The 18,109-nt window shown below is 61.1% G+C and carries 15 protein-coding genes; 11 read left to right on the top strand and 4 right to left on the bottom strand.

The window, feature by feature from the left end; all coding sequences use genetic code 11:
* The first annotated feature begins 31 nt into the window (after positions 1-31).
* The 4 genes from NH195_RS17525 to NH195_RS17510 all read left to right on the top strand — a co-directional run bounded on the left by NH195_RS17525 (position 32) and on the right by NH195_RS17510 (position 4,907).
* Positions 32-520, top strand: a complete 489-nt coding sequence (locus tag NH195_RS17525) for a VOC family protein (RefSeq protein WP_066604082.1) — start codon at positions 32-34, stop codon at positions 518-520.
* Positions 521-954: 434 nt separating this feature from the next.
* Positions 955-1,998, top strand: coding sequence for a 2-hydroxyacid dehydrogenase (locus NH195_RS17520; protein WP_066710055.1), 1,044 nt, complete (start codon positions 955-957; stop codon positions 1,996-1,998).
* A 46-nt stretch (positions 1,999-2,044) separates the two neighbouring features.
* The gene (locus tag NH195_RS17515; RefSeq protein ID WP_066710054.1) at positions 2,045-3,613 is read left to right on the top strand and encodes an FGGY family carbohydrate kinase; all 1,569 of its coding nucleotides are present in this window, start codon (positions 2,045-2,047) and stop codon (positions 3,611-3,613) included.
* 22 nt (positions 3,614-3,635) lie between these two features.
* Entirely contained in the window at positions 3,636-4,907 is a 1,272-nt protein-coding gene (locus tag NH195_RS17510) for a class II aldolase/adducin family protein (protein WP_066710052.1), read from the top strand.
* A gap of 9 nt (positions 4,908-4,916) precedes the next feature.
* Here the strand turns inward: NH195_RS17510 and NH195_RS17505 are convergent, their stop codons facing one another.
* Together NH195_RS17505 and NH195_RS17500 are read right to left on the bottom strand one after the other, a co-directional pair.
* A complete protein-coding gene (locus NH195_RS17505; protein WP_162265892.1) occupies positions 4,917-5,765 on the bottom strand; it encodes a sugar-binding transcriptional regulator in 849 nt (282 codons plus the stop codon).
* A gap of 367 nt (positions 5,766-6,132) precedes the next feature.
* Positions 6,133-7,650 (bottom strand): M81 family metallopeptidase, encoded by a 1,518-nt coding sequence (locus NH195_RS17500; RefSeq protein ID WP_066710048.1) that lies wholly within the window; start codon positions 7,648-7,650, stop codon positions 6,133-6,135.
* 114 nt (positions 7,651-7,764) lie between these two features.
* Between NH195_RS17500 and NH195_RS17495 the strand changes: the two genes are divergently transcribed.
* The 7 genes from NH195_RS17495 to ortB all read left to right on the top strand — a co-directional run bounded on the left by NH195_RS17495 (position 7,765) and on the right by ortB (position 14,581).
* Positions 7,765-8,667, top strand: coding sequence for a LysR family transcriptional regulator (locus NH195_RS17495; RefSeq protein ID WP_066710045.1), 903 nt, complete (start codon positions 7,765-7,767; stop codon positions 8,665-8,667).
* 201 nt (positions 8,668-8,868) lie between these two features.
* A complete protein-coding gene (dctP, locus tag NH195_RS17490) occupies positions 8,869-9,912 on the top strand; it encodes a TRAP transporter substrate-binding protein DctP (RefSeq protein ID WP_066710041.1) in 1,044 nt (347 codons plus the stop codon).
* Positions 9,913-9,985: 73 nt separating this feature from the next.
* Entirely contained in the window at positions 9,986-10,516 is a 531-nt protein-coding gene (locus NH195_RS17485; protein WP_162265891.1) for a TRAP transporter small permease, read from the top strand.
* Positions 10,516-11,799 (top strand): TRAP transporter large permease, encoded by a 1,284-nt coding sequence (locus NH195_RS17480; protein ID WP_066710036.1) that lies wholly within the window; start codon positions 10,516-10,518, stop codon positions 11,797-11,799. The genes NH195_RS17485 and NH195_RS17480 overlap by 1 nt, the downstream gene beginning before the upstream one ends.
* Before the next feature lie 28 nt (positions 11,800-11,827).
* A complete protein-coding gene (locus NH195_RS17475; RefSeq protein WP_066710034.1) occupies positions 11,828-12,862 on the top strand; it encodes a hypothetical protein in 1,035 nt (344 codons plus the stop codon).
* Positions 12,859-13,179 carry a 2-amino-4-oxopentanoate thiolase subunit OrtA gene (gene ortA / locus NH195_RS17470; RefSeq protein WP_238379801.1) on the top strand — a complete coding sequence of 107 codons (321 nt, stop codon included), beginning with the start codon at positions 12,859-12,861 and terminating at the stop codon, positions 13,177-13,179. Before NH195_RS17475 ends, ortA begins: the two co-directional genes overlap by 4 nt.
* A gap of 1 nt (position 13,180) precedes the next feature.
* Positions 13,181-14,581 (top strand): 2-amino-4-oxopentanoate thiolase subunit OrtB, encoded by a 1,401-nt coding sequence (ortB, locus tag NH195_RS17465; RefSeq protein ID WP_066710031.1) that lies wholly within the window; start codon positions 13,181-13,183, stop codon positions 14,579-14,581.
* Between the two features lie 108 nt (positions 14,582-14,689).
* On the opposite strand, the gene NH195_RS17460 is transcribed toward ortB, so the two are convergent.
* Together NH195_RS17460 and NH195_RS21310 are read right to left on the bottom strand one after the other, a co-directional pair.
* A complete protein-coding gene (locus NH195_RS17460; protein WP_155846220.1) occupies positions 14,690-17,347 on the bottom strand; it encodes an Ig-like domain-containing protein in 2,658 nt (885 codons plus the stop codon).
* A 334-nt stretch (positions 17,348-17,681) separates the two neighbouring features.
* Positions 17,682-17,825, bottom strand: a complete 144-nt coding sequence (locus NH195_RS21310; RefSeq protein WP_155846219.1) for a hypothetical protein — start codon at positions 17,823-17,825, stop codon at positions 17,682-17,684.
* Between the last annotated feature and the right edge of the window lie 284 nt (positions 17,826-18,109).

The following is an 18,109-nucleotide window of genomic DNA, read 5'->3' as shown; positions in this document are numbered from 1 at the left end:
CCGCAGTTTCATTCCAAAAGAGGAGAGAGGAATGTCCGAGGAAACCAAAATCACTCAGATCGGTGTCGTTGTGCGCGATCTGGATGCGACGATGAAAATGTATCACCAGCTTCTGGGCTGGGGGCCGTGGAATGTGTACGAACACACTGCTCCCGTGCTGCATGACACCCATCTGCACGGCAAGCCTGCCACCTATTCGATGCTCTGCGCCGAGGTAATGGTGGGCGACATGTGTTACGAGCTGATCCAGCCGCTTGAGGGCGACTCGATCTACAAGGAATGGCTCGAAGAACATGGCGAAGGCCTGCACCACGTCGCCGTGATGAAACACGGCCAGGACGCGGCCGATCAGTTCAAGAAGGACATGGATGCGGCGGGCGCAAAGATGCTCATGGGCGGGCGCATCGGCGAGACCATCGAGTTCTATTACCTCGACAGCGAGCCGCAACTGAAGGTGATCCTCGAATCCGGCACCGGCCACGCCATCGACCTGAAACCGATCCGCACATACCCTGAGTGAACGGACACGGGCGCAACAGAATGCTTCCGCGATTGCGGGGGCTTTCTGCTGTCTCGTGGCGGGATGCGCGTTCAGGGGGGGGGCGTCCGCGTGGCGGTCTGTGTCCTCCGATGTCGGTAGGGCCGAGGGCACCGTGGAGACAAGGTTGCGCGCGGCCCTGAGCGCGGCTTCGCTTTCGAGCGCCGAGCACCCGTCGTCATCGGGGACTTCGCCGCGATCATTGGTGAGAGGGTTGGCGAAGACGGAAATATTCTGAAGCGGCGCACGACTGTCCGCTTCGATTTTTGTCTGCATTTTGGTGTTCATATTGTCCTCCTTTTGGGCTGGGCCCGGCTTTTTCCCGGACCGGCAGGCGCATAAATGAGCTTGACATGTTATAAATATCAGTAAAGTTATTTATAACAAAACGCGGATGCGTGGAATGGGAGGACGACATGGAAAAACTCAAGATTGCGGCCATCGGCGATCAATTCATCACTTCGGAGGTTTTTGAGACTGCGGTGCGCGATGCGATTGGCGCGGGGTGCGAAGTGGTCACGCGCGATTTGCAATGGCCGGAGGTGCCGTTCTTCGCGTATGACGGGCCGGCGGGGACGGAAATCAAGGAATACAGCGGCAACCCCAAGGACCTCGAAGCCATGTTGGCGGAGGCCGAAGTTCTGGTGACGCATCTGGCGCCTGTGACCGCAGAGCTTTTGGAAAAAGCGCCGCGCCTGAAATTCATCGGTGTTTCGCGCGGAGGGCCGACCAATATCAACATGGAAGCGGCCCGCGCCCGCAATGTGACCGTGTGCAATGTTCCGGGGCGCAATGCCTCCGCCGTGGCGGAATTCACCGTCGGCGCAATTCTTGCCAATGTCCGGCGCATCACCGTGGGCCATGCCGGGCTGTCTCAAGGCATCTGGCGTGGCGATCTCTACCGTTACGACCGCACCGGCGACGAGTTGTCGGATCTGACCGTCGGACTTTTGGGGTACAGCCATATCGGACAGCGGGTGGTGCGTCTGCTCAAACCCTTCGGCTGCCGGATCTTGATCTGCGATCCCTATGCGAAACTGACCGTGCAGGATGCCATTGACGGCGTCGAACAGGTCGAAATCGACGATCTGATTGCGCAATCCGATATTCTGAGCCTGCATGCGCGGGTGACGCCAGAGACGACGGGTATCATCTCGGCGGAGCGGATCGCGAAGATGAAAAAAGGCGCGGTTCTGGTGAACTCGGCGCGGGGCGAATTGGTCGATCAACCGGCGCTTTGCGAGGCCTTGGTCAGCGGACATCTCGGCGGCGCGGCGCTTGATACCTTCGAGGTGGAGCCCCCCAAAAGCGACGATGACTTGTTGCGATTGCCCAATGTCACCCTGACCCCGCATATTGCCGGTGCATCGCGCCGCGTGGCGACATTCGCCGCCGAACAGATCGCAGAAGATCTGGCGCGCTTTCTGAAAGGGGAAAAACTCAAAAACCCTTGTAACTGAGGCAGAATGCGAGGCGGTGCGGGGAGGCATCGTCAGGGAGGACATTATGAAGACAGCCTATGTGATGGCGGTCGATGCCGGCACAGGCAGCGGGCGCGCGATTATTTACAATACGCGAGGTGAGATTGTCGGAAGTGCTCAGGAAGAATGGGTGCATCCGGCGGTGGAGGGTGTCCCCGGTGGTCTGGATTTCACAACCGGGCCAAATGGCGAACTGATTGACCGGGTGATTGCCCGATCCATCGTCGCCGCTGAAATCTCCGCCGGGGAGATCGCCGCCGTGTCAACGACCTCGATGCGTGAGGGGATCGTGCTTTACGACGATGCGGGCGAGGTGCTTTGGGCCTGTCCGAATGTCGACGGGCGCGCGCAGGTTCAGGCCGAGGCGCTGACCGAGGCGGGCATCTCGGATGAGATTTACCGCCGTGGCGGAGATTGGGTGTCGATCACGGCACCTGCGCGGTTGCACTGGTTGCGTGACAATCGTCCCGATGTGTTCGCGCGTGTGCATCGCCTCGGGATGATTTCCGACTGGATGGCAACCCGGCTGACCGGCACCTATGTCACCGAACCCACGGCGGGCTCGTCGAGTGCGCTTTTCGATCTTGCGGCGCGGGGCTGGTCGAAAGAGTTGCTCTGTCTGATTGGACTGTCGGAAGAAACCGTGCCGACGGTGGTCGAAGCCGGGACGAAAATCGGCGAAGTCACACCGGAGGCCGCGGCACGCTGCGGTTTGGCCGAAGGTACGCCGGTGGTGGCGGGCGGTGGCGACACGCAGCTTGCGCTTCTGGGGCTTGGCCGTCGGGCCGGGCAGGCCACGCTCGTTGGTGGAAGTTTCTGGCAGATGACGATCCTGTCGGATCAGCCGCTGATCGACCCGGCCTTCGGGCCGCGCACGCTGTGCCATGCGCGGCCGGGCGAATGGATGGTCGAAGGGATCGGATTTCTGAGCGGCTTTGCTCTGCGCTGGGTCCGTGACGCGTTCTTCGAGCCCTTGCTCCAGCTCACCGGCAGCGAGGTTGACGCCTTCGATCTGATAGAAAAACTGGCGCAAGATACGCCTGCGGGCTCTGCTGGTGCGATTGCCGCCACGGCCTGTCCGATGCAGTCGGATGCGTGGAAACAGCCGCCGCTGAGTTTTCTGGGCCTCGATCTGAACGCGCCGGGACTGGCGCTTGGACAGGTGGCGCGCTCTGTCATGGAGGCGGGGGCCTTCCTGGCCAATCACCATCTTGAGACGCTCGAAGCCCTGTCGGGGCAGCGTTATGACACGCTGCAATTCACGGGTGGATCGAGTCAGGGCAGGCTGTGGCCGCAGATCATTGCGGATGTGACGGGTCGGGACATTGAGATCCCGGTGGTCAAGGAAACCACCGCGCTAGGGTGCGCCATGTTGGCGGCTGTGGAGGCGGGACTGTTTGCGACGCTGGACGAGGCGGTCGCGGCGATGGCCAGCCCGATCGAACGCCGCGTGGTGCCCGATCCGGACAACATGGCGCTCTATGCGCCGTTGAAAGCGCGTTGGTCTGAGGTGACTGACGGTGTGCGCGACCTTGGTGAGGCCTCCGGCTTGGAGCCGATCTGGCGTCCGGCGGGGGCACGTGTGAAACAGTAATTATGGAAAAGGACATGTGATTATGAAGTCTCTTTGGGACGAAGCGGAAGCGGAGCGTTTGCGCCGCGCGGCGGGGGATGACCCGGCGGAACAGGATCTTGCGATGCGGGTCTATACGTCGCAGCTGATCGGGCAGGAGCCGGATCTGGTGCTGCATGGTGGGGGCAACACCTCGGTCAAAACCCGGCGGCGCGACGAGAACGGCGCCGAACACGATGTCATCCATGTGAAGGGCTCCGGCTGGGATTTGGCGACCATCGAGGGGCCGGGTCTGCCCGCGATGTGGCTCGATCCGCTGTTGGAGGCCCGCAAGACGGCGACGATGTCGGACGAAGAGATGGTCGCTTTCCTGCGCCGCGAGATGTTGGACCAAAGCGGGCCGAACCCGTCGGTGGAGGCGTTGCTGCACGCATTTTTGCCGGCGAAATTCGTCGACCACACCCATTCCTGTGCGGCGCTGGCCATTGCCAATCAACCGGACGCCGCCGAGCGCGCCCGAGAGATTTTCGGCGATGAGCTGAGCATCGTGCCCTATGTCATGCCCGGTTTCAAACTCTCGCACGCGGCGGATCAAATCCATGTCCAAGAGGGCGCGGGAACGTCGGGGCAGTTTCTGGTGAACCATGGCTTGTTCTCCTTTGGCGACGATGCCCGCACCTCTTACGAGCGCATTCTGCGCTATACGACGATGTGCGAAGAGTATCTTGCCGCGAAAGGCGCGGCCTTGTTGCCCGAAGAGGTCGGCACCAAAGCGCTGGACCCTGAGGCTTATACTGCGGTTGCGGCACTGCGCATCGCTTTGAGGGAATGGGGGCTTTTCGCGGAAAACCTGGCGCTAGACTTGCGCCTCAGCGAGGCAAATGACTGCTTTCTGGCCTTGGAAGGACTGGCGGAGATCACCGGGCGGGGCACCGCGACACCGGATCACGTCATCCGCATCAAACCCCGTCCGGTCATCGGCGAGGCGACATTCGGCGTCGAAGACTGGCGCGAAGCGATCAAAGGCTTCGCCGCGTGGTACGAGGCCTATTTCAACCGCAACGCGCCCCATGCTGACGAGCCGAAAACCATGCTCGATCCGCTGCCGCGCGTGGCGCTGATCCGGGGGCTCGGCATTGTCGGCATCGGGCGGACGGCAAAAGAGGCCGGTGTGGCCGCCGATCTCGCCGAACAGACCGCGCGAATCGTTCTGGCCGCTGAAGGGATCGGGCGCTTTACGCCGCTCAATGAGCGCGATCTGTTCGATATGGAATACTGGTCGCTGGAACAGGCCAAGCTCAAACCCAAAGCGTAAAAGTGGCCGTTACTCGGCGTCCAGAATGCGCTGGGCCACGCTAAACGATGAAATGAATCCATTGAGCAGGCCCGAGCGCAGCGCCGCGCGGGCCGCTTGCCATTTCTCGATCCCGGCGCAGACGGCGACAATTTCGCGATCATGCATCAGGTCGCGCTCCATCCCCAACATGCGTTTTGCGATGCCGCTGTCGATAAAGGCACCGGTGTCGTCGATCAGGTTGCCCGCGAGGTCGGCGGCCACGCCTTGGCGGATCATCTCGCCCTGTTCGGCGTCGGTGATCAGGCCGAAAGAGCGGAAAAATGAGCCGGGGCCGACATGGCCGACGCCTATCATAATCATGGAGGCGTCGCGCAACCGCTCGAAGGACTCACGAATGCTGCGCTGGCGCAGGAACAGGTCGCGGTCCGCTTCGCTGTCGACGATCAAGGGCGCCGTGAAGGCGTAGCCCTTGCCCCCGGTCTTGTCGATCAGGGCGTGAATGACCTCGAAGGGGTTGGCATCGCTCAGGGCCGCAAAATCGCCGGTGACGGAAATGAATTCCGCCTTTTTACGCTTGATTGTCGGCATGGCCTTTACAATCGCGGACATGGTGCGCCCGGAGCCGATGCCAAGGATCATCTGGTCCGTGTTCTCCAGCCGGCCATGCAGGAAACGCGCTCCGGCGCTGGCGACGGCGGGCATCGAGACATCCATGGTCTGGAGCTCATTGACATCCGGCACGATGGTGCAACTCGACAGACCGTAACGCTCGATCAAGCGGCTTTCGAGATCCATGCAATTCGTCGGCACGTTGTTCACGAAAATCTTGACCAGCCCCTGTTCATGGGCGGTTTGCACAAAACGATGTACTTTCATCTTGCTCAAACCACGGCGCGTAGCGATTTGTGCCTGTGTCAGGCCGCCCACGTAATGCATCCATGCGATTTCGCGTATCTGATCTTGTATCTCTGTGCTCGAGCTCATGCGCCGTAGGTCTTTGTTTCTAAGTCTTCTGTGATGTATGCCGCATGATAGTCATGTGGCCTGACGTCGCAATAGCTGTCAATGAGGCGCGAAGTGAGGAGAGGCGTATAAGGCTGCGAACTGCGGTTTTAGCCGATTGCGTCAGATTTCCCTGATGGCACCCATTGAGTGGATGCAGTTTTTGTGGGAGTTCGTCCGGTCGCCCCCGACAGGGGGGGCGATATATCCGCGGGGCGCTTGGGGTTCCGGCCATCTCCAATCATGTATGTTTGTCAGAGTGTGTAAAATCTGTGCCGCGCCATTCATCCAAAGGGTAGATCGGACGTGGTATGCGATCATAGGTCCTGCGACCGCTGCGGGGACTTGCCAGGCCGCCGCCATCGACAAGGGCAATTCTTGCGGCGTAAGGTGTATAGGCCGCCCGGAAATGTTGGACCGATTTCAAAGCCACGACCCGGTAGCGGGTCGGTTCCGCTCCGAGTGCCCTGAAGATTCCCATGTCGAGGGCCTGGGTCGGGATGCTCGACACCAAGACATCCACGTCTTCGATCCGCAAGAGAGCCGCCGTACCGCAGGATTGCGCGACACCGTTCCACATGGGCCCGTCGCAGATGAAGGTGCCGTCGCTCAGAGCTCGCACCTCTGCTGTGACCTTCAGAGGGGCACCACCGAATTCGGGGGCGCTATGCCCGCCCAGGGACAGGGCAACCTGCGCACCCACTCCGGCGTGCTGCGCCTGCGCCACGGCATCGGGATCACACAACGCACCCAAAAGGATGTTGTCGCCGCCTTTCTCTATCAGTGCACCGAGCACTTCTGTGGCATCGGCATAGGCGCCATCGCCGGGATTGTCCGACAGATCGGCCAGAACCAAAGGCGCGTTTTCCGCATGCGTGCGCGCAAGCTCCGCTGCTTCTGTCGGTGTCAAAATGGGTTCTCCGGTCTCGTCACGCACCTGCCACATTGCCTCGGCAATCTGCTCGGCGACCCGCGCGGCACGCTCCGGTGCATCGCGATGACAGACGGTCACCGATGGCCCGATTTCCGGCACATCGGCAAGCGAAAACCCGGCGTTGATTGAAATGTCGCAAATCTCCGGCGCATCGACCTCCAAGCTGCGCGCCAGTTTTTGCAGGCCTTGCATCGGCTCGCGATCAGTGCGCCCGCCTTCGGGCAGGGTTAGCATCGGAAGTTTGCGGATCACAGTCCGCAGATCGGTCTGTCCGTGCAAAATCTCGGCCAGCGCCCGTGCCGCCTTTGCCCCGGTGCCGCGCATGTCGACATGAGGAAACGTCTTGTAAGACATCAGGATTTCGGCATCCTTCGCCATCTGCGGCGCAAGATTGGCGTGCAGATCGAGCGTCACGGCAATCGGGCAGTCCGGCCCAACGATCTGCCGCAACTCACGCAGCAAAAGCGCATCTCCATCCCGTCCATCTGCGCGCACCATCGCGCCGTGCAGCGACAAGAGAACCCCGTCGAACGGGCCTTGTTCCTGGGCGATCCGCAGGATGGTGCCGGCAAAATCCGACCAGGCCCGATCCGACACTGCACCACCCGGTGTGGCAAAGGTCGCCACCGTCGGTACAAGCTCCCAGCCCTCGGCCTCGGCCACATCGACAAAGCCTGCGACTTCATTCGCGGTGCCGCGTAATGCCGGGATCAGCGCCGGACCTTCATAACAATAGAAGCCGCGGAAGGCGGGCGTGTCCGTTTCCCTGTGGGAGAATGTGTTGGTCTCGTGCATGAATTGCGCGAGAAGAACCTTGGTTGGCATATCCGATTTCCTTGTACCGCTGCTGCGGTGGAGAAAATCGTGGCCGGACATCAGAATGCTGTCGGTGTAGTATAGAGCCGCGCGGCAAGGCAACAGGTTTTTACGGGAGGTCCCATGCTGGATTCAAAACTCGACTGCTTTCTGGCCGTCGCGACCGAAGGCTCGATCCGCAAAGCCTCGGAAAAACTCAACATCGCCGCCTCCGCCGTGAGCCGTAAGATCACCGGTCTCGAAGAAGATCTCGGTGTGCCGCTGTTCGAACGCCATGCGCGCGGGTTGCGCCTCACCGAGGCGGGCCAGATTTTTGCCGATCATGCGCGCAAGGTGATGCGTCATGAATCCTGGGCTTTGGGCGAGATCGAGGCCCTGCGCAATCTCCAGCGCGGGCAGTTGCGCATCTATTGCGTCGAGGGCACGATCAATGGTCTGATCACCCCCGCCATTGCTGCGTTTCGCAAGAAAGCCCCCGGTGTGAAACTCACCGTAACACGGTCGGGCAGCACCGGGGTGATGCGGGCTGTGGCAGCCGACGAAGCCGATCTCGGGCTGGCCTTCGACCCGCCCAAACATCGCGATGTGACGGTCGTGGCGGATGTGCCCGCGCCGCTTTATGCCGTCAGCGCTCCGGATTTCGGGATGCCCGACGGCCCGCTCAGTCTGGCCGATCTGGCACATCATCCGATCTCGATCCCGCAAGACAGCAGTTATGGCATCCGTGATGTGATCGACCAGGGATTGCGGGCACGGGCCGATGTGACACTCGATCCGCCGATGCAATGCGACTCGGTCTACGGGCTGATGGGATTTGCCCTGACGGGACAGGGGATCACGATCCTGCCGAAATGTTGTTTCGAAGAAGAAGAAGCCCGCGGGCTTGTGGTCGCCCGCCCGATCACCGACGTGCCTCTCAGCCAGTCGCGCATCGCATTGGTGTCGCGTCTGCATCGCAATCTGCCACCGCTGACCCGACGGTTTTGCACAATTCTTGCGCAGGTCATGCGGGAGTCTGCGTTCTAATTTCAGCAATCCGGTGTGCCGAAGCGTTGCTTGTTGTGCAGGCATCGGTCGGGAAATCTTACGGCACAGGTGTAAGATCATCGTGGCCGGGCGTCAGAAGTTTTGACCGCGATACACACGCGATACCGCGTGTCTGAAAACAGGCACGGGGAAAAACAAACAGGGTCAAAAGACCCGTTCCGACACAACAGGAGAGTTTCCATGACCACCCCCCTTCGCGCGTTTTGCGCTTCTGCGGCGCTGATGCTGGCCGCGACCCCGCTCTGGGCGCAGAGCCTGACGATCACACTGGCGCATGAAGAACCGGCCGACACCGCCGCGTCCGCCGCGCATATGTCCGCCACCGTCTTCAAGCAGATGGTGGAAAGCATGTCGAATGGCGATATGGCCGTCGACATTCAGGCCGCCAGTGCCCTTGGCAATCAACGCGAGCGCATGGACCTGACCCAGGCCGGGATCATTCAGGTCAACATCGCCTCCGTCGGCGGTCTGGCGCAATTCTACCCGGCGATCAACGGCATCGAACTGCCCTTCGTTTTCCCCAATGAAATTGTCGCAGAGCAGGTGTTCGACGGTCCCTTCGGCGATGCGCTCACCACACAGATTTCGGAGGCCACAGGCTTGCATCTTCTGGGGGTGACCGCCGGGGATTTCTATGTCTTCACCAACTCGGACCATATGGTGAAATCGCCCGAAGACATGGCCGGGCTCAAGGTGCGCACCATGTCGGTGCCGAGCCATATGGAGTTGATGAATTCGCTCGGTGCCGCAGCCACGCCCGTGCCGTGGGACGAGCTTTACGGGGCGCTCGAAACCGGCGTGGTCGATGCCCAGCACAATCCGATCCCGATCATCGCCATCGGCAATCTTCAGGAGGTCCAGAGCTACGCCACGATGACGAACCACCTCTACGGTGCCGACTGGTGGGTGACCTCCGAAGACTTCCTCGCCAGCCTGACACCGGAGCAGCGGCGCATTTTCATCACCGCTGTCGAGACCGCCAAGGTCGCCGGGCGCGGGGCCAAGATCGCATTGCGGGCCAATACCTACGGCGCCGAGTTCCTGAAAGAGGCCGGGCTTGAGGTCTATTATCCGAATGCCGAGGAAATGACCGCCTTCCGCGAGATTGCCGTTCCCGCCGTGATGGGCACGATGGAAACGGAATTCGGTGCGGATGCCGTCACCCTCGGACAGTCTCTGCTCGAAGCTGTCGCAACCGCTGAAGCCGAGATTTACGGCGAATGACCCGGGCGCTCCGCCCGGCGTGATGCGCCCGGTGGAGGTCGCCGGGATCGGGACGGATCGGTGGAGAGACAAGATGAAACAGCAGATCGTGACAGCGCTTTGGCGGCTGTCCAAACTGGTGAATATCGTCGTCGCGGTGCCTCTGGTGCTGGCCGGGGCGGCGATGGTCGGGGTCGTGGTGGCCGGAACGGTGTTTCGCTACGCCCTGTTCGAACCGCTGGTCTGGTCCGAGGCGGCTGCACGCTATTTGATGATCTGGATCGGATTGGTGGGGGCTTCGGTGGCGCTGCGCCATGGCGATCACATCGCGATCGACGCCCTGCGCAACCGGTTGCCTGCGCTGCTCCGGCATCTCGGCGATCTGGTCGTCGCTTTGGCAATCGCGTGGTTTCTCTGGGTGATGATCTCCGAAGGCTGGGCCAACGCTTTGCGCGGCGCACGCCAGGCCGCCCCGGGTCTCGGTCTGTCGATGTTCTGGCCCATGCTCTCCGTGCCGGTCGCGGGGGTCGCCATCCTGATCCAGCACATCCTGCACACGCTTCTCAACCTCCTCGACGCAGAGGTCGTTGAAGACAATCATATTCCCGGCGGAGGCGCGTTCTGATGCTCAGTCTCGTTCTGATCTTTGCCGCCCTCGTGGTCTTGGGAACGCCTCTGGGGTTTGCCATCGGCATCGTCGCCCTTGCCGCGCTGTCCTTCGCCGACGGGCCGAGCCTGTTGCGTCTCGTGCCGATGCGGCTGTTTTCCGGTATCGACATGTTTTCCCTGATGGCCATGCCGTTCTTTATTCTTGCGGGCGACATCATGAACCGCATTCGGATCACGGATCGTCTGGTCGATCTCGCAAATGCGTTGGTCGGGCGGGTGCGCGGGGCGCTGGCGCATGTCAATATCCTCGTCTCGGTGTTCTTTGCCGGTCTCACTGGCGCCGCCGTGGCTGATACCGCTGCAATTGGCCGGATGATGATCCCCACAATGGCGAAACAGGGCTATTCGCCGCGCTTTGCCGCCGCGTTGACCGCCGCGTCTTCGGTGATCGGGCCGATCATCCCGCCCTCGATCATTATGGTGATTTACGGCTCTCTCATGCAGGTCTCGATTGCCGGGCTGTTTGCCGCCGGGATTGTGCCGGGGTTGGTCATGGCGGCGGCACTGATGGCCTATGTCGGCTGGCGCGCGAAGCGCGACGACCTTCCGATTGCCACGCTCGACCGCGAGGTGCCGCCGTTGGGGCAGGCGTTTCGCGCCGCGCTTCTGCCGCTGCTGATGCCGCTGATCATTCTGGGCGGCATTCTGGGCGGGGTGTTTACCCCGACCGAAGCCGCCGCCGTGGCGGTGGTCTATGCCCTTCTGATTGGGGTGCTGGTCTATCGCAACTTCGGGCTGCGCGATCTTTGGGATGTGCTCTACGAAATGGTTCGGGCATCGGGGTCGATTTTCATCATCCTCGCCGCCGCTTCGATCCTCGGCTGGGTGCTGGCCAAGCAAGGCGCGCCGCGCGAGTTGGCGCAGATGCTCGGCGGGATCAGCGACAATCCTGTGGTGTTTCTTCTGATCGTCACCGGGGCGCTTTTGGTTATCGGCATGTTCATGGAGATGACCGCCGTGCTGATCATCCTCGGTCCGATCCTGCATCCGATGGCGGTGCAGATGGGGATCGACCCGCTGCATTTTGCCATCGTCATGGTGGTCAACCTCAATATCGCGCTGATCACCCCGCCGCTTGGCGCCTGCCTGTTTGTCGCTTCTTCCGTCGGCTCGGTCAAATTCGAGGAGGTCGCCCGCGGCATCCTGCCCTTCATGCTCGTGGAACTTCTGGTTCTGCTTCTCATCGTGCTGTTTCCCGCCCTCTCTTTGAGCCTGCCGCATTGGCTTGGTCTCGGCTGATCGGGGCGTTTTCTACAAAGGACTGACCATGCAAAAAGACATTATTCTCTATGGCCTCGGGGCCATGGGGCGGAGGATTGCGCGCCTTGTCATCGAGCGCGGCCACCAAATCGTGGGGGCCATCGACCTCGATCCTGCGAAAAAGGGGACTTCTCTGCACGACCTGCTTGAAATGCCGGAGGCACCGGATCTGACGATCTCCGACGATGCGGAAGCGGTGCTCGCGGCCCATTCGGGCGCCGTGGTGCTTCAGGCCACCGCCTCTTTCCTGCATCAGGTTGCGGGTGCGATCGAGACCTGTCTGAGCCACGGCCACGATGTCATCTCCATTGCTGAGGAAATGACTTTTCCCGAAGCTGCCGATGCCGATCTGGCGGCGCGTCTCGATATGGTGGCCAAGGCCCATGGACGGCGTGTCCTCGGCACCGGGGTCAATCCCGGCTTTGCCATGGACATGCTGGTTCTGGCGCTGACCGTGCCCTGTGGGCGGGTCGATCACATTCGGGCCATTCGCACCAACGACCTGTCGGATTTCGGCCCCAGTGTCTTGCAAAGTCAGGGCGTCGGTTTGAGCGAGGCGGAATTCACCAAAGCGTTGGCTGCGGGAACGGTGGTCGGTCATGTCGGCTTCGCGCAATCCGTCGCACTGATCGCGGGACACCTCGGCTGGCGCATCGACCGGGTCGAAGAAACGCGCATGCCGATCCTCAGCAGGGTCGCCCGTGAAACCCCTTGGCTTACCATCGCACCGGGGCAGGTGGCGGGCTGTCTGCATTGCATCACCGGCTATGCCGACGGGCGCGAGGTCCTGCGGCTTGAACATCCGCAACAGATCCGGCCTGAGGCGGAAGATGTGAAGACCTCCGACCGGATCGTCATCACCGGCGATCAGACGCTCGACATGGTGCTGTCCCCGGAAATCGGCGGCGGGGCCGGAACAGCCGCGGCAGCGGTCAATGCGGTTGCTTACCTGCATCGCGCCAATCCCGGGCTCGTGCATCTGACCGACCTGCCTCTGACCAGCCCCCGCGCCCCTCAACCTCAGGAGCAAGAGAAAGTATGACCATGACAGAACAGGCACAGGCCGGCGATTGGGTGCAAATTCATCGCATCGTCCTGACACCGGAGCAACGCCCCGTCAACCTGCCGGACGAAACCCGCGCGGTGCCGCTCGAGATGCGGACCAAGGGCTGGCTGATCACCGACGCGGCAGGTCTCGGCGACGAGGTGACCATCCGTACGGCCATCGGTCGCGAGATGACGGGCCGTCTGATCGCTGTGAACCCGGCCTATGGTCATGATTTCGGACAGGCCGTGCCGGAACTTTTGGCGGCAGGCGACGATCTGGTCGCCCTGATGCGCGGTGCCAAGGAGAGCTGAAATGACGGACAACAGTTACGCTGCGGTGATGGCCCGCAAGGCGGAGATCATGCTGTCTTCGCTGGGACTCGATTATACCCCCTTCATGCAGGACCCGATTGCCTTCGATTACGAGGCGATGATGGACTTGGTGCCCTACACGCTCAATCAGGTGCGCGAGATTCAGGTGCAATCCGCCGTTGGCAACACCGCGCTGATCGAATTGCGCCAACTCACCCGGCTTGCGCGCAAACTTGCGCCCAAGGGCAAAGGCGCGCGGATTTTCGTCAAGGACGAGGCGGCGAACCCCTCGGGCAGTTACAAGGCGCGCCGGGCCGCGTTGAGCCTGCATCACGCCAAGGTGGCTGGGTTCAAGGGCGTCGTCTCCGCCACCAGCGGCAATTACGGCGCGGCGGTGGCCAGTCAGGCGGCGAAACGCGATCTCGACTGCATTGTCGTACAGGAGGTGTTCGACAGCCATGGCATCGGCCAGCCTGAGATCCTTGAAAAGGGGCGGGCCTGCGAGATTTACGGTGCCGAGGTCATGCAGCTCTCGGTCGGGCCGGAACTGTTCTACAGCTTCCTGCGCGTGCTCGAAGACACCGGCTATTTCAACGCCTCGCTCTATACGCCCTTTGCCATCGCAGGGGTCGAGCCTCTGGGCGTCGAGATCGTCGAACAGATGCAGGCCGTGACCGGGCGCGCGCCCGATGCGGTGATTTGCACCCATGCGGGCGGTGGCAACCTGACGGGCACAGCACGTGGGCTGCGCAAGGCCGGTGCCTTCGACACCCAGGTGATCGGCGCCAGCGTCGATCTGACCGGGCTGCATATGGCCAGCGATCGGGATTTCAACCGCAAGCATTTCACCACCGGTCACACCGGGTTCGGTGTCCCCTTCGCGGGTTGGCCGGACCGCACCGATGTGCCGCGCAATGCCGCGCGGGTGCTGCGCTACATGGATCGCTACCTGCTTTTGAAACAGGGCGAGGTGTTCTACATGACCGAAGCGCTCGCCCGTCTCGAAGGGATGGAGCGCGGTCCGGCGGGCAATGTTTCGCTCGCCGCCGCCTTCGTTCTGGCGCAGGAGATGGATGAGGATCAGACCATCGTCGTGCAGGAAACCGAATATGCAGGCGCCGGCAAACAGCCCTCGGCTCAGCTCACATTCGCACGGGCGCGTGGCATCGACATCCGGCGCGGCGATCCCGATCTCGAACGCCCGGGCCAATCGGTGCTGATCCCCGAACACCCGTCTCAGATGAAGCTGCGCGATGTCGACATGAACCGTCTGCGCAGGGGATTGGTGCGCAAAGCCGCAGCGCTCGCTCCCGCCCCCTTGCCAGAGACGGCCATTGCCTTTCTGGCCGCGGAAACACAGTTTTCATGTCAGGACGTGCGCGACGTGCTCGGCTCGCTCTAAGATCTGTTCCGGGGGCAGCATGACGTGAAACGCCCATGCTGCCCCCGCTTTTTGACAGGGTCGTCTTCAAGACGGCCGCCTGACACATTTTCAGGCATTGCAGGTCAATCAGAACTGCATTTCGTACCCCAGGCTCACGCCAAAGCTTTCAAAGCCGCTGGCGCCGATCCCGTCATAGAAGGTCGCGGCATTGAACTGGCGGGTGGAGGACAGCATGCGGTTGACCCCAAGTTCGATCCGAGCGCGCCCGCCATCGTAATCAGGCGAGACCGTCGAGGCAAAACCGTCACCTTCGGAGTGCGACCATATGCCGGAGACGCCGCCCCATAGTTCGAGTTCACCGGTCGCCACAGGGATCTCTCTTTTGAAATCCATCCCGAATTCGATTTGCCCGAGGCTGATGCCCTGTTTGGGGATCGTATTGCCCAGACTGTCGACATAGCTTTTCTGATCGTCCGTCACATAGGAGGCATCGAAGAACGGATACAAGGTCGCGGCCGATCCGTAGGCATACTCCCCCGTCACCTTGAACTGCGCCAACATGCGTGTGGTGTCGAAGTCGTCTTCGTAGGTTCCGAAAGGAGAGATCGTGTTGCTGGTCTCACCATACAGAAGCCGTCCTTCGAAAAACACCGGTTGCTGGGCGCTTTTGGCGACGAAATATGGGCCGGCCATCCAGCCTGTGCCGTCGACCGAGGCCGCACCGGTGTCTTCTGACAGATGGTCGAACTGCACCATCATGCCGATCAGAAGGTTGTCCCTGACTTTACGGTGCGTCCCCAAAGCGCCAAACATATACCGGCTCTCGCTGGTCGTGTCCGACGACCAGGAGCCCTGTGCCTGCATCCAGATCGGGTATTCGGGATTGCTGGCAAAATTGAACTGGCCCTGGCCACGCGTGACATTCACACCAAACCCGCCTTGTGCCTGCCTCGACAGGAACCCTGACAGGCCGGGCTGGCTGCGGATCAGGTGGTTGGCACGGGTCTGCATGAAAGACGCGATCAACTCCTGAGTCTGCTCTACCGTGACATCGGCAATGCTGACGGTATTCGAGGCGAGGTTCCCGTTGTTGGCGGCATCGAAGGCGACGTCCTCTGGAACAACCAGACTGACGGCGCCGCTGCCTGATGCCGTCAGTTGCGCCTGATAGACCGCACCGCTGCCTGTCAGGCTGCTGACTGTTGCGTTCGTCGCATTGATGTCAGCGCTGTCAAAGCCGGTGACGTCTTCCGAGAAGGTGATTGTCACGGTGAACGATGACATTGCGTTTACCGTGCCTGGGGCATCGGTGATGCTCACCGTTGGCGGCGTGCCGTCATAGACCGCCGTGACCTCGTTCGAGGCGGTGTTGTCGTTGCCCGCCGCGTCGGTGAACTTGCCTGCCGCGACCGACAGCGCGATTTGGCCATCGGCCAGGGGCGTCAGGGTTGCGGTGTAGCTGGTGCCGGAGCCCGCGAGCGTGGCGCTGGCGTTGGTCAGGGTCAGGTCGCCGACGACGAAATCGGTGCTGGCCTCGGAGAGGGTGATCTGGGCGGAGTACACGCCCGCGCTCGGGCCGGACAGGGCGCCGATGGTGACGGTCGGCGGCGTGCCGTCGTAGATCGCCGTGACCTCGTTCGAGGCGGTGTTGTCGTTGCCCGCCGCGTCGGTGAACTTGCCTGCCGCGACCGACAGCGCGATCTGGCCATCGGCCAGGGGCGTCAGAGTTGCGGTGTAGCTGGTGCCGGAGCCCGCGAGCGTGGCGGTGGCGTTGGTCAGGGTCAGGTCGCCGACGACGAAATCGGTGCTGGCCTCTGAGAGGGTGATCTGGGCGGTGTACACGCCCGCGCTCGGGCCAGACAGGGCGCCGATGGTGACGGTCGGCGGAACGGCTGTCACGGTCAGCGTAGCACTTGCTGTCCCGGAATTGCCGAGGCTGGAGGTCAAACTCCCCGACGTGTTGCTAAAAGAGCCTCCGGCAGGCGATGTGACATCGACTGAGATGGTGCAGCTTGCCGAGGCACCAACGGTGCCACCCGAATAGCTTATTGTGCTCGCTCCGCTTGTTGCAGTGAGCGTTCCACCTGTGCAGGTCGTTGAAGCGTTGGCTGGTGTGGCCAGAGTGACACCGGCAGGAAGATTGTTGGTGAAATCCAGTCCCGTCGCAGCACTGGAATTCGCCGCGTTGTTGATGGTGAAGGTCAAGCTCGAGATGTTGCCTTCGTCGATTGTGCTCGGCGAAAAAGCGGCCGAAAAGGCGGGCGGAGTTCCCGTCGCAGAAATATTGGAGCAGTCGCTGTCCAAAGCGGCGGCATCAAAGGAGCCTGACCCCATTTGGCGCCCGTTCGGGGCATAGGTTGCGCCGATTGATTGGTCGGCCGCATTGGTATCAATGTCGTAGACGTAAAAAGTGAAGTTTCCGGTCGCTGTCGGCTGTTGTTGAACCGTGCCGAAAAAATCATTTGCCAAATAGCTGTTCGGTGGTGCGTTAAACGTCGCACTGCCCAGGATAACCCCCGCTGAATCCGTGAGATAGAACGCGATCCAATCCACGGGGTCCCCAAAGGCATCCGGCCCATCGGCGGGACCGGTCGGCCCCAAGGCATTTGCAAGGAATGTGGTCGAAGATCCACCTGCGCCACAAGTGCCGTCCGACTGAAGCCGAAAATTTGAAACCGTTACGCTTTGCGCATGGCCGGCATCAACGCTTGCCAGAAGGCATAGGCCTGACACGATGAAACCAAGAAGAATCCGGAAACGAACGAATTTGACAAAAGCGACCATGGTACTCCCCCCTTAGGAAACACTTTTCCGTGAAGGTGCATAATGCCGCAAAGCGGATTTTTATTGAGCACTTGTCTTTGGTCGCAGCGCTTATCTCTTGGACTGCAGCAATTTGATCACAATAGGGGAATGGCCCCGCAACGCGCATGGAAGCGATGGCAGGAAACTTCTTTCAGTTATTGAAACGTGAAAAAGCTTGGATACGGGCTTCTCCAACACGCGACGCAGCACGGCGTGATGTCTTTGGGGGCATAGAGGGTGGCATCGAGTTCTTCTGCAATCCGACACGCAAGATCGCGACAACGGCATAGCCTTTGGCTTCTGCATGTCGCCGTCACCGATGCCCCTGAGATTTCAAGTCGCCATCGGAGAGCTTCTGGTTGGTCGAATAGGCGCGACGGTACATGACGACTTGTGTCGGGGTGACGGCATGATCGCGATTGTACTCTATTCTGTAAACAGAAGATGACAGTGTCATCGACTTTCATTCATGCAGACTCTTTTTACGTCACTCTTGGCGCTAGGTAGAGAATTTTTCGGGGGCTTTCCTTTGGGTAACGCATTTACCAGTGCCGGATATGTCGAAACGCCGTTTTGGTGAGAGCGGTTTCATGTGCGGCAATTGTAGTTGAGTTTACGGGGGCGGTATGTGCGGTCGAGAGACAAAAAAAATCTGATATATGGATTACCAGGCGTTTGCGGGACGCAGCTTTGAAAAGCGGTCTCATGCTTTTTGCTGTGGCCACCGGCCTTCTCGCAGCG

It is taken from the genome of Celeribacter ethanolicus, from assembly GCF_001550095.1.
GTDB classification, from domain to species: Bacteria; Pseudomonadota; Alphaproteobacteria; order Rhodobacterales; family Rhodobacteraceae; genus Celeribacter; species Celeribacter ethanolicus.
Note: the sequence above shows the minus strand (reverse complement) of the source record. Positions and strands in the feature narration are given on the sequence as shown.

Excerpts from the sequence above, each read along its gene's own strand:
- dctP (WP_066710041.1), top strand. The coding sequence starts at position 8,869 with ATGACCACCCCCCTTCGCGCGTTTTGCGCTTCTGCGGCGCTGATGCTG.
- ortB (WP_066710031.1), top strand. The coding sequence starts at position 13,181 with ATGACGGACAACAGTTACGCTGCGGTGATGGCCCGCAAGGCGGAGATC.
- NH195_RS17510 (WP_066710052.1), top strand. The coding sequence starts at position 3,636 with ATGAAGTCTCTTTGGGACGAAGCGGAAGCGGAGCGTTTGCGCCGCGCG.
- NH195_RS21310 (WP_155846219.1), bottom strand. The coding sequence starts at position 17,825 with ATGACACTGTCATCTTCTGTTTACAGAATAGAGTACAATCGCGATCAT.
- NH195_RS17475 (WP_066710034.1), top strand. The coding sequence starts at position 11,828 with ATGCAAAAAGACATTATTCTCTATGGCCTCGGGGCCATGGGGCGGAGG.
- NH195_RS17500 (WP_066710048.1), bottom strand. The coding sequence starts at position 7,650 with ATGCCAACCAAGGTTCTTCTCGCGCAATTCATGCACGAGACCAACACA.
- NH195_RS17460 (WP_155846220.1), bottom strand. The coding sequence starts at position 17,347 with ATGGTCGCTTTTGTCAAATTCGTTCGTTTCCGGATTCTTCTTGGTTTC.
- NH195_RS17485 (WP_162265891.1), top strand. The coding sequence starts at position 9,986 with ATGAAACAGCAGATCGTGACAGCGCTTTGGCGGCTGTCCAAACTGGTG.
- NH195_RS17480 (WP_066710036.1), top strand. The coding sequence starts at position 10,516 with ATGCTCAGTCTCGTTCTGATCTTTGCCGCCCTCGTGGTCTTGGGAACG.
- NH195_RS17495 (WP_066710045.1), top strand. The coding sequence starts at position 7,765 with ATGCTGGATTCAAAACTCGACTGCTTTCTGGCCGTCGCGACCGAAGGC.
- NH195_RS17505 (WP_162265892.1), bottom strand. The coding sequence starts at position 5,765 with ATGAAAGTACATCGTTTTGTGCAAACCGCCCATGAACAGGGGCTGGTC.
- NH195_RS17525 (WP_066604082.1), top strand. The coding sequence starts at position 32 with ATGTCCGAGGAAACCAAAATCACTCAGATCGGTGTCGTTGTGCGCGAT.
- NH195_RS17515 (WP_066710054.1), top strand. The coding sequence starts at position 2,045 with ATGAAGACAGCCTATGTGATGGCGGTCGATGCCGGCACAGGCAGCGGG.
- NH195_RS17520 (WP_066710055.1), top strand. The coding sequence starts at position 955 with ATGGAAAAACTCAAGATTGCGGCCATCGGCGATCAATTCATCACTTCG.
- ortA (WP_238379801.1), top strand. The coding sequence starts at position 12,859 with ATGACCATGACAGAACAGGCACAGGCCGGCGATTGGGTGCAAATTCAT.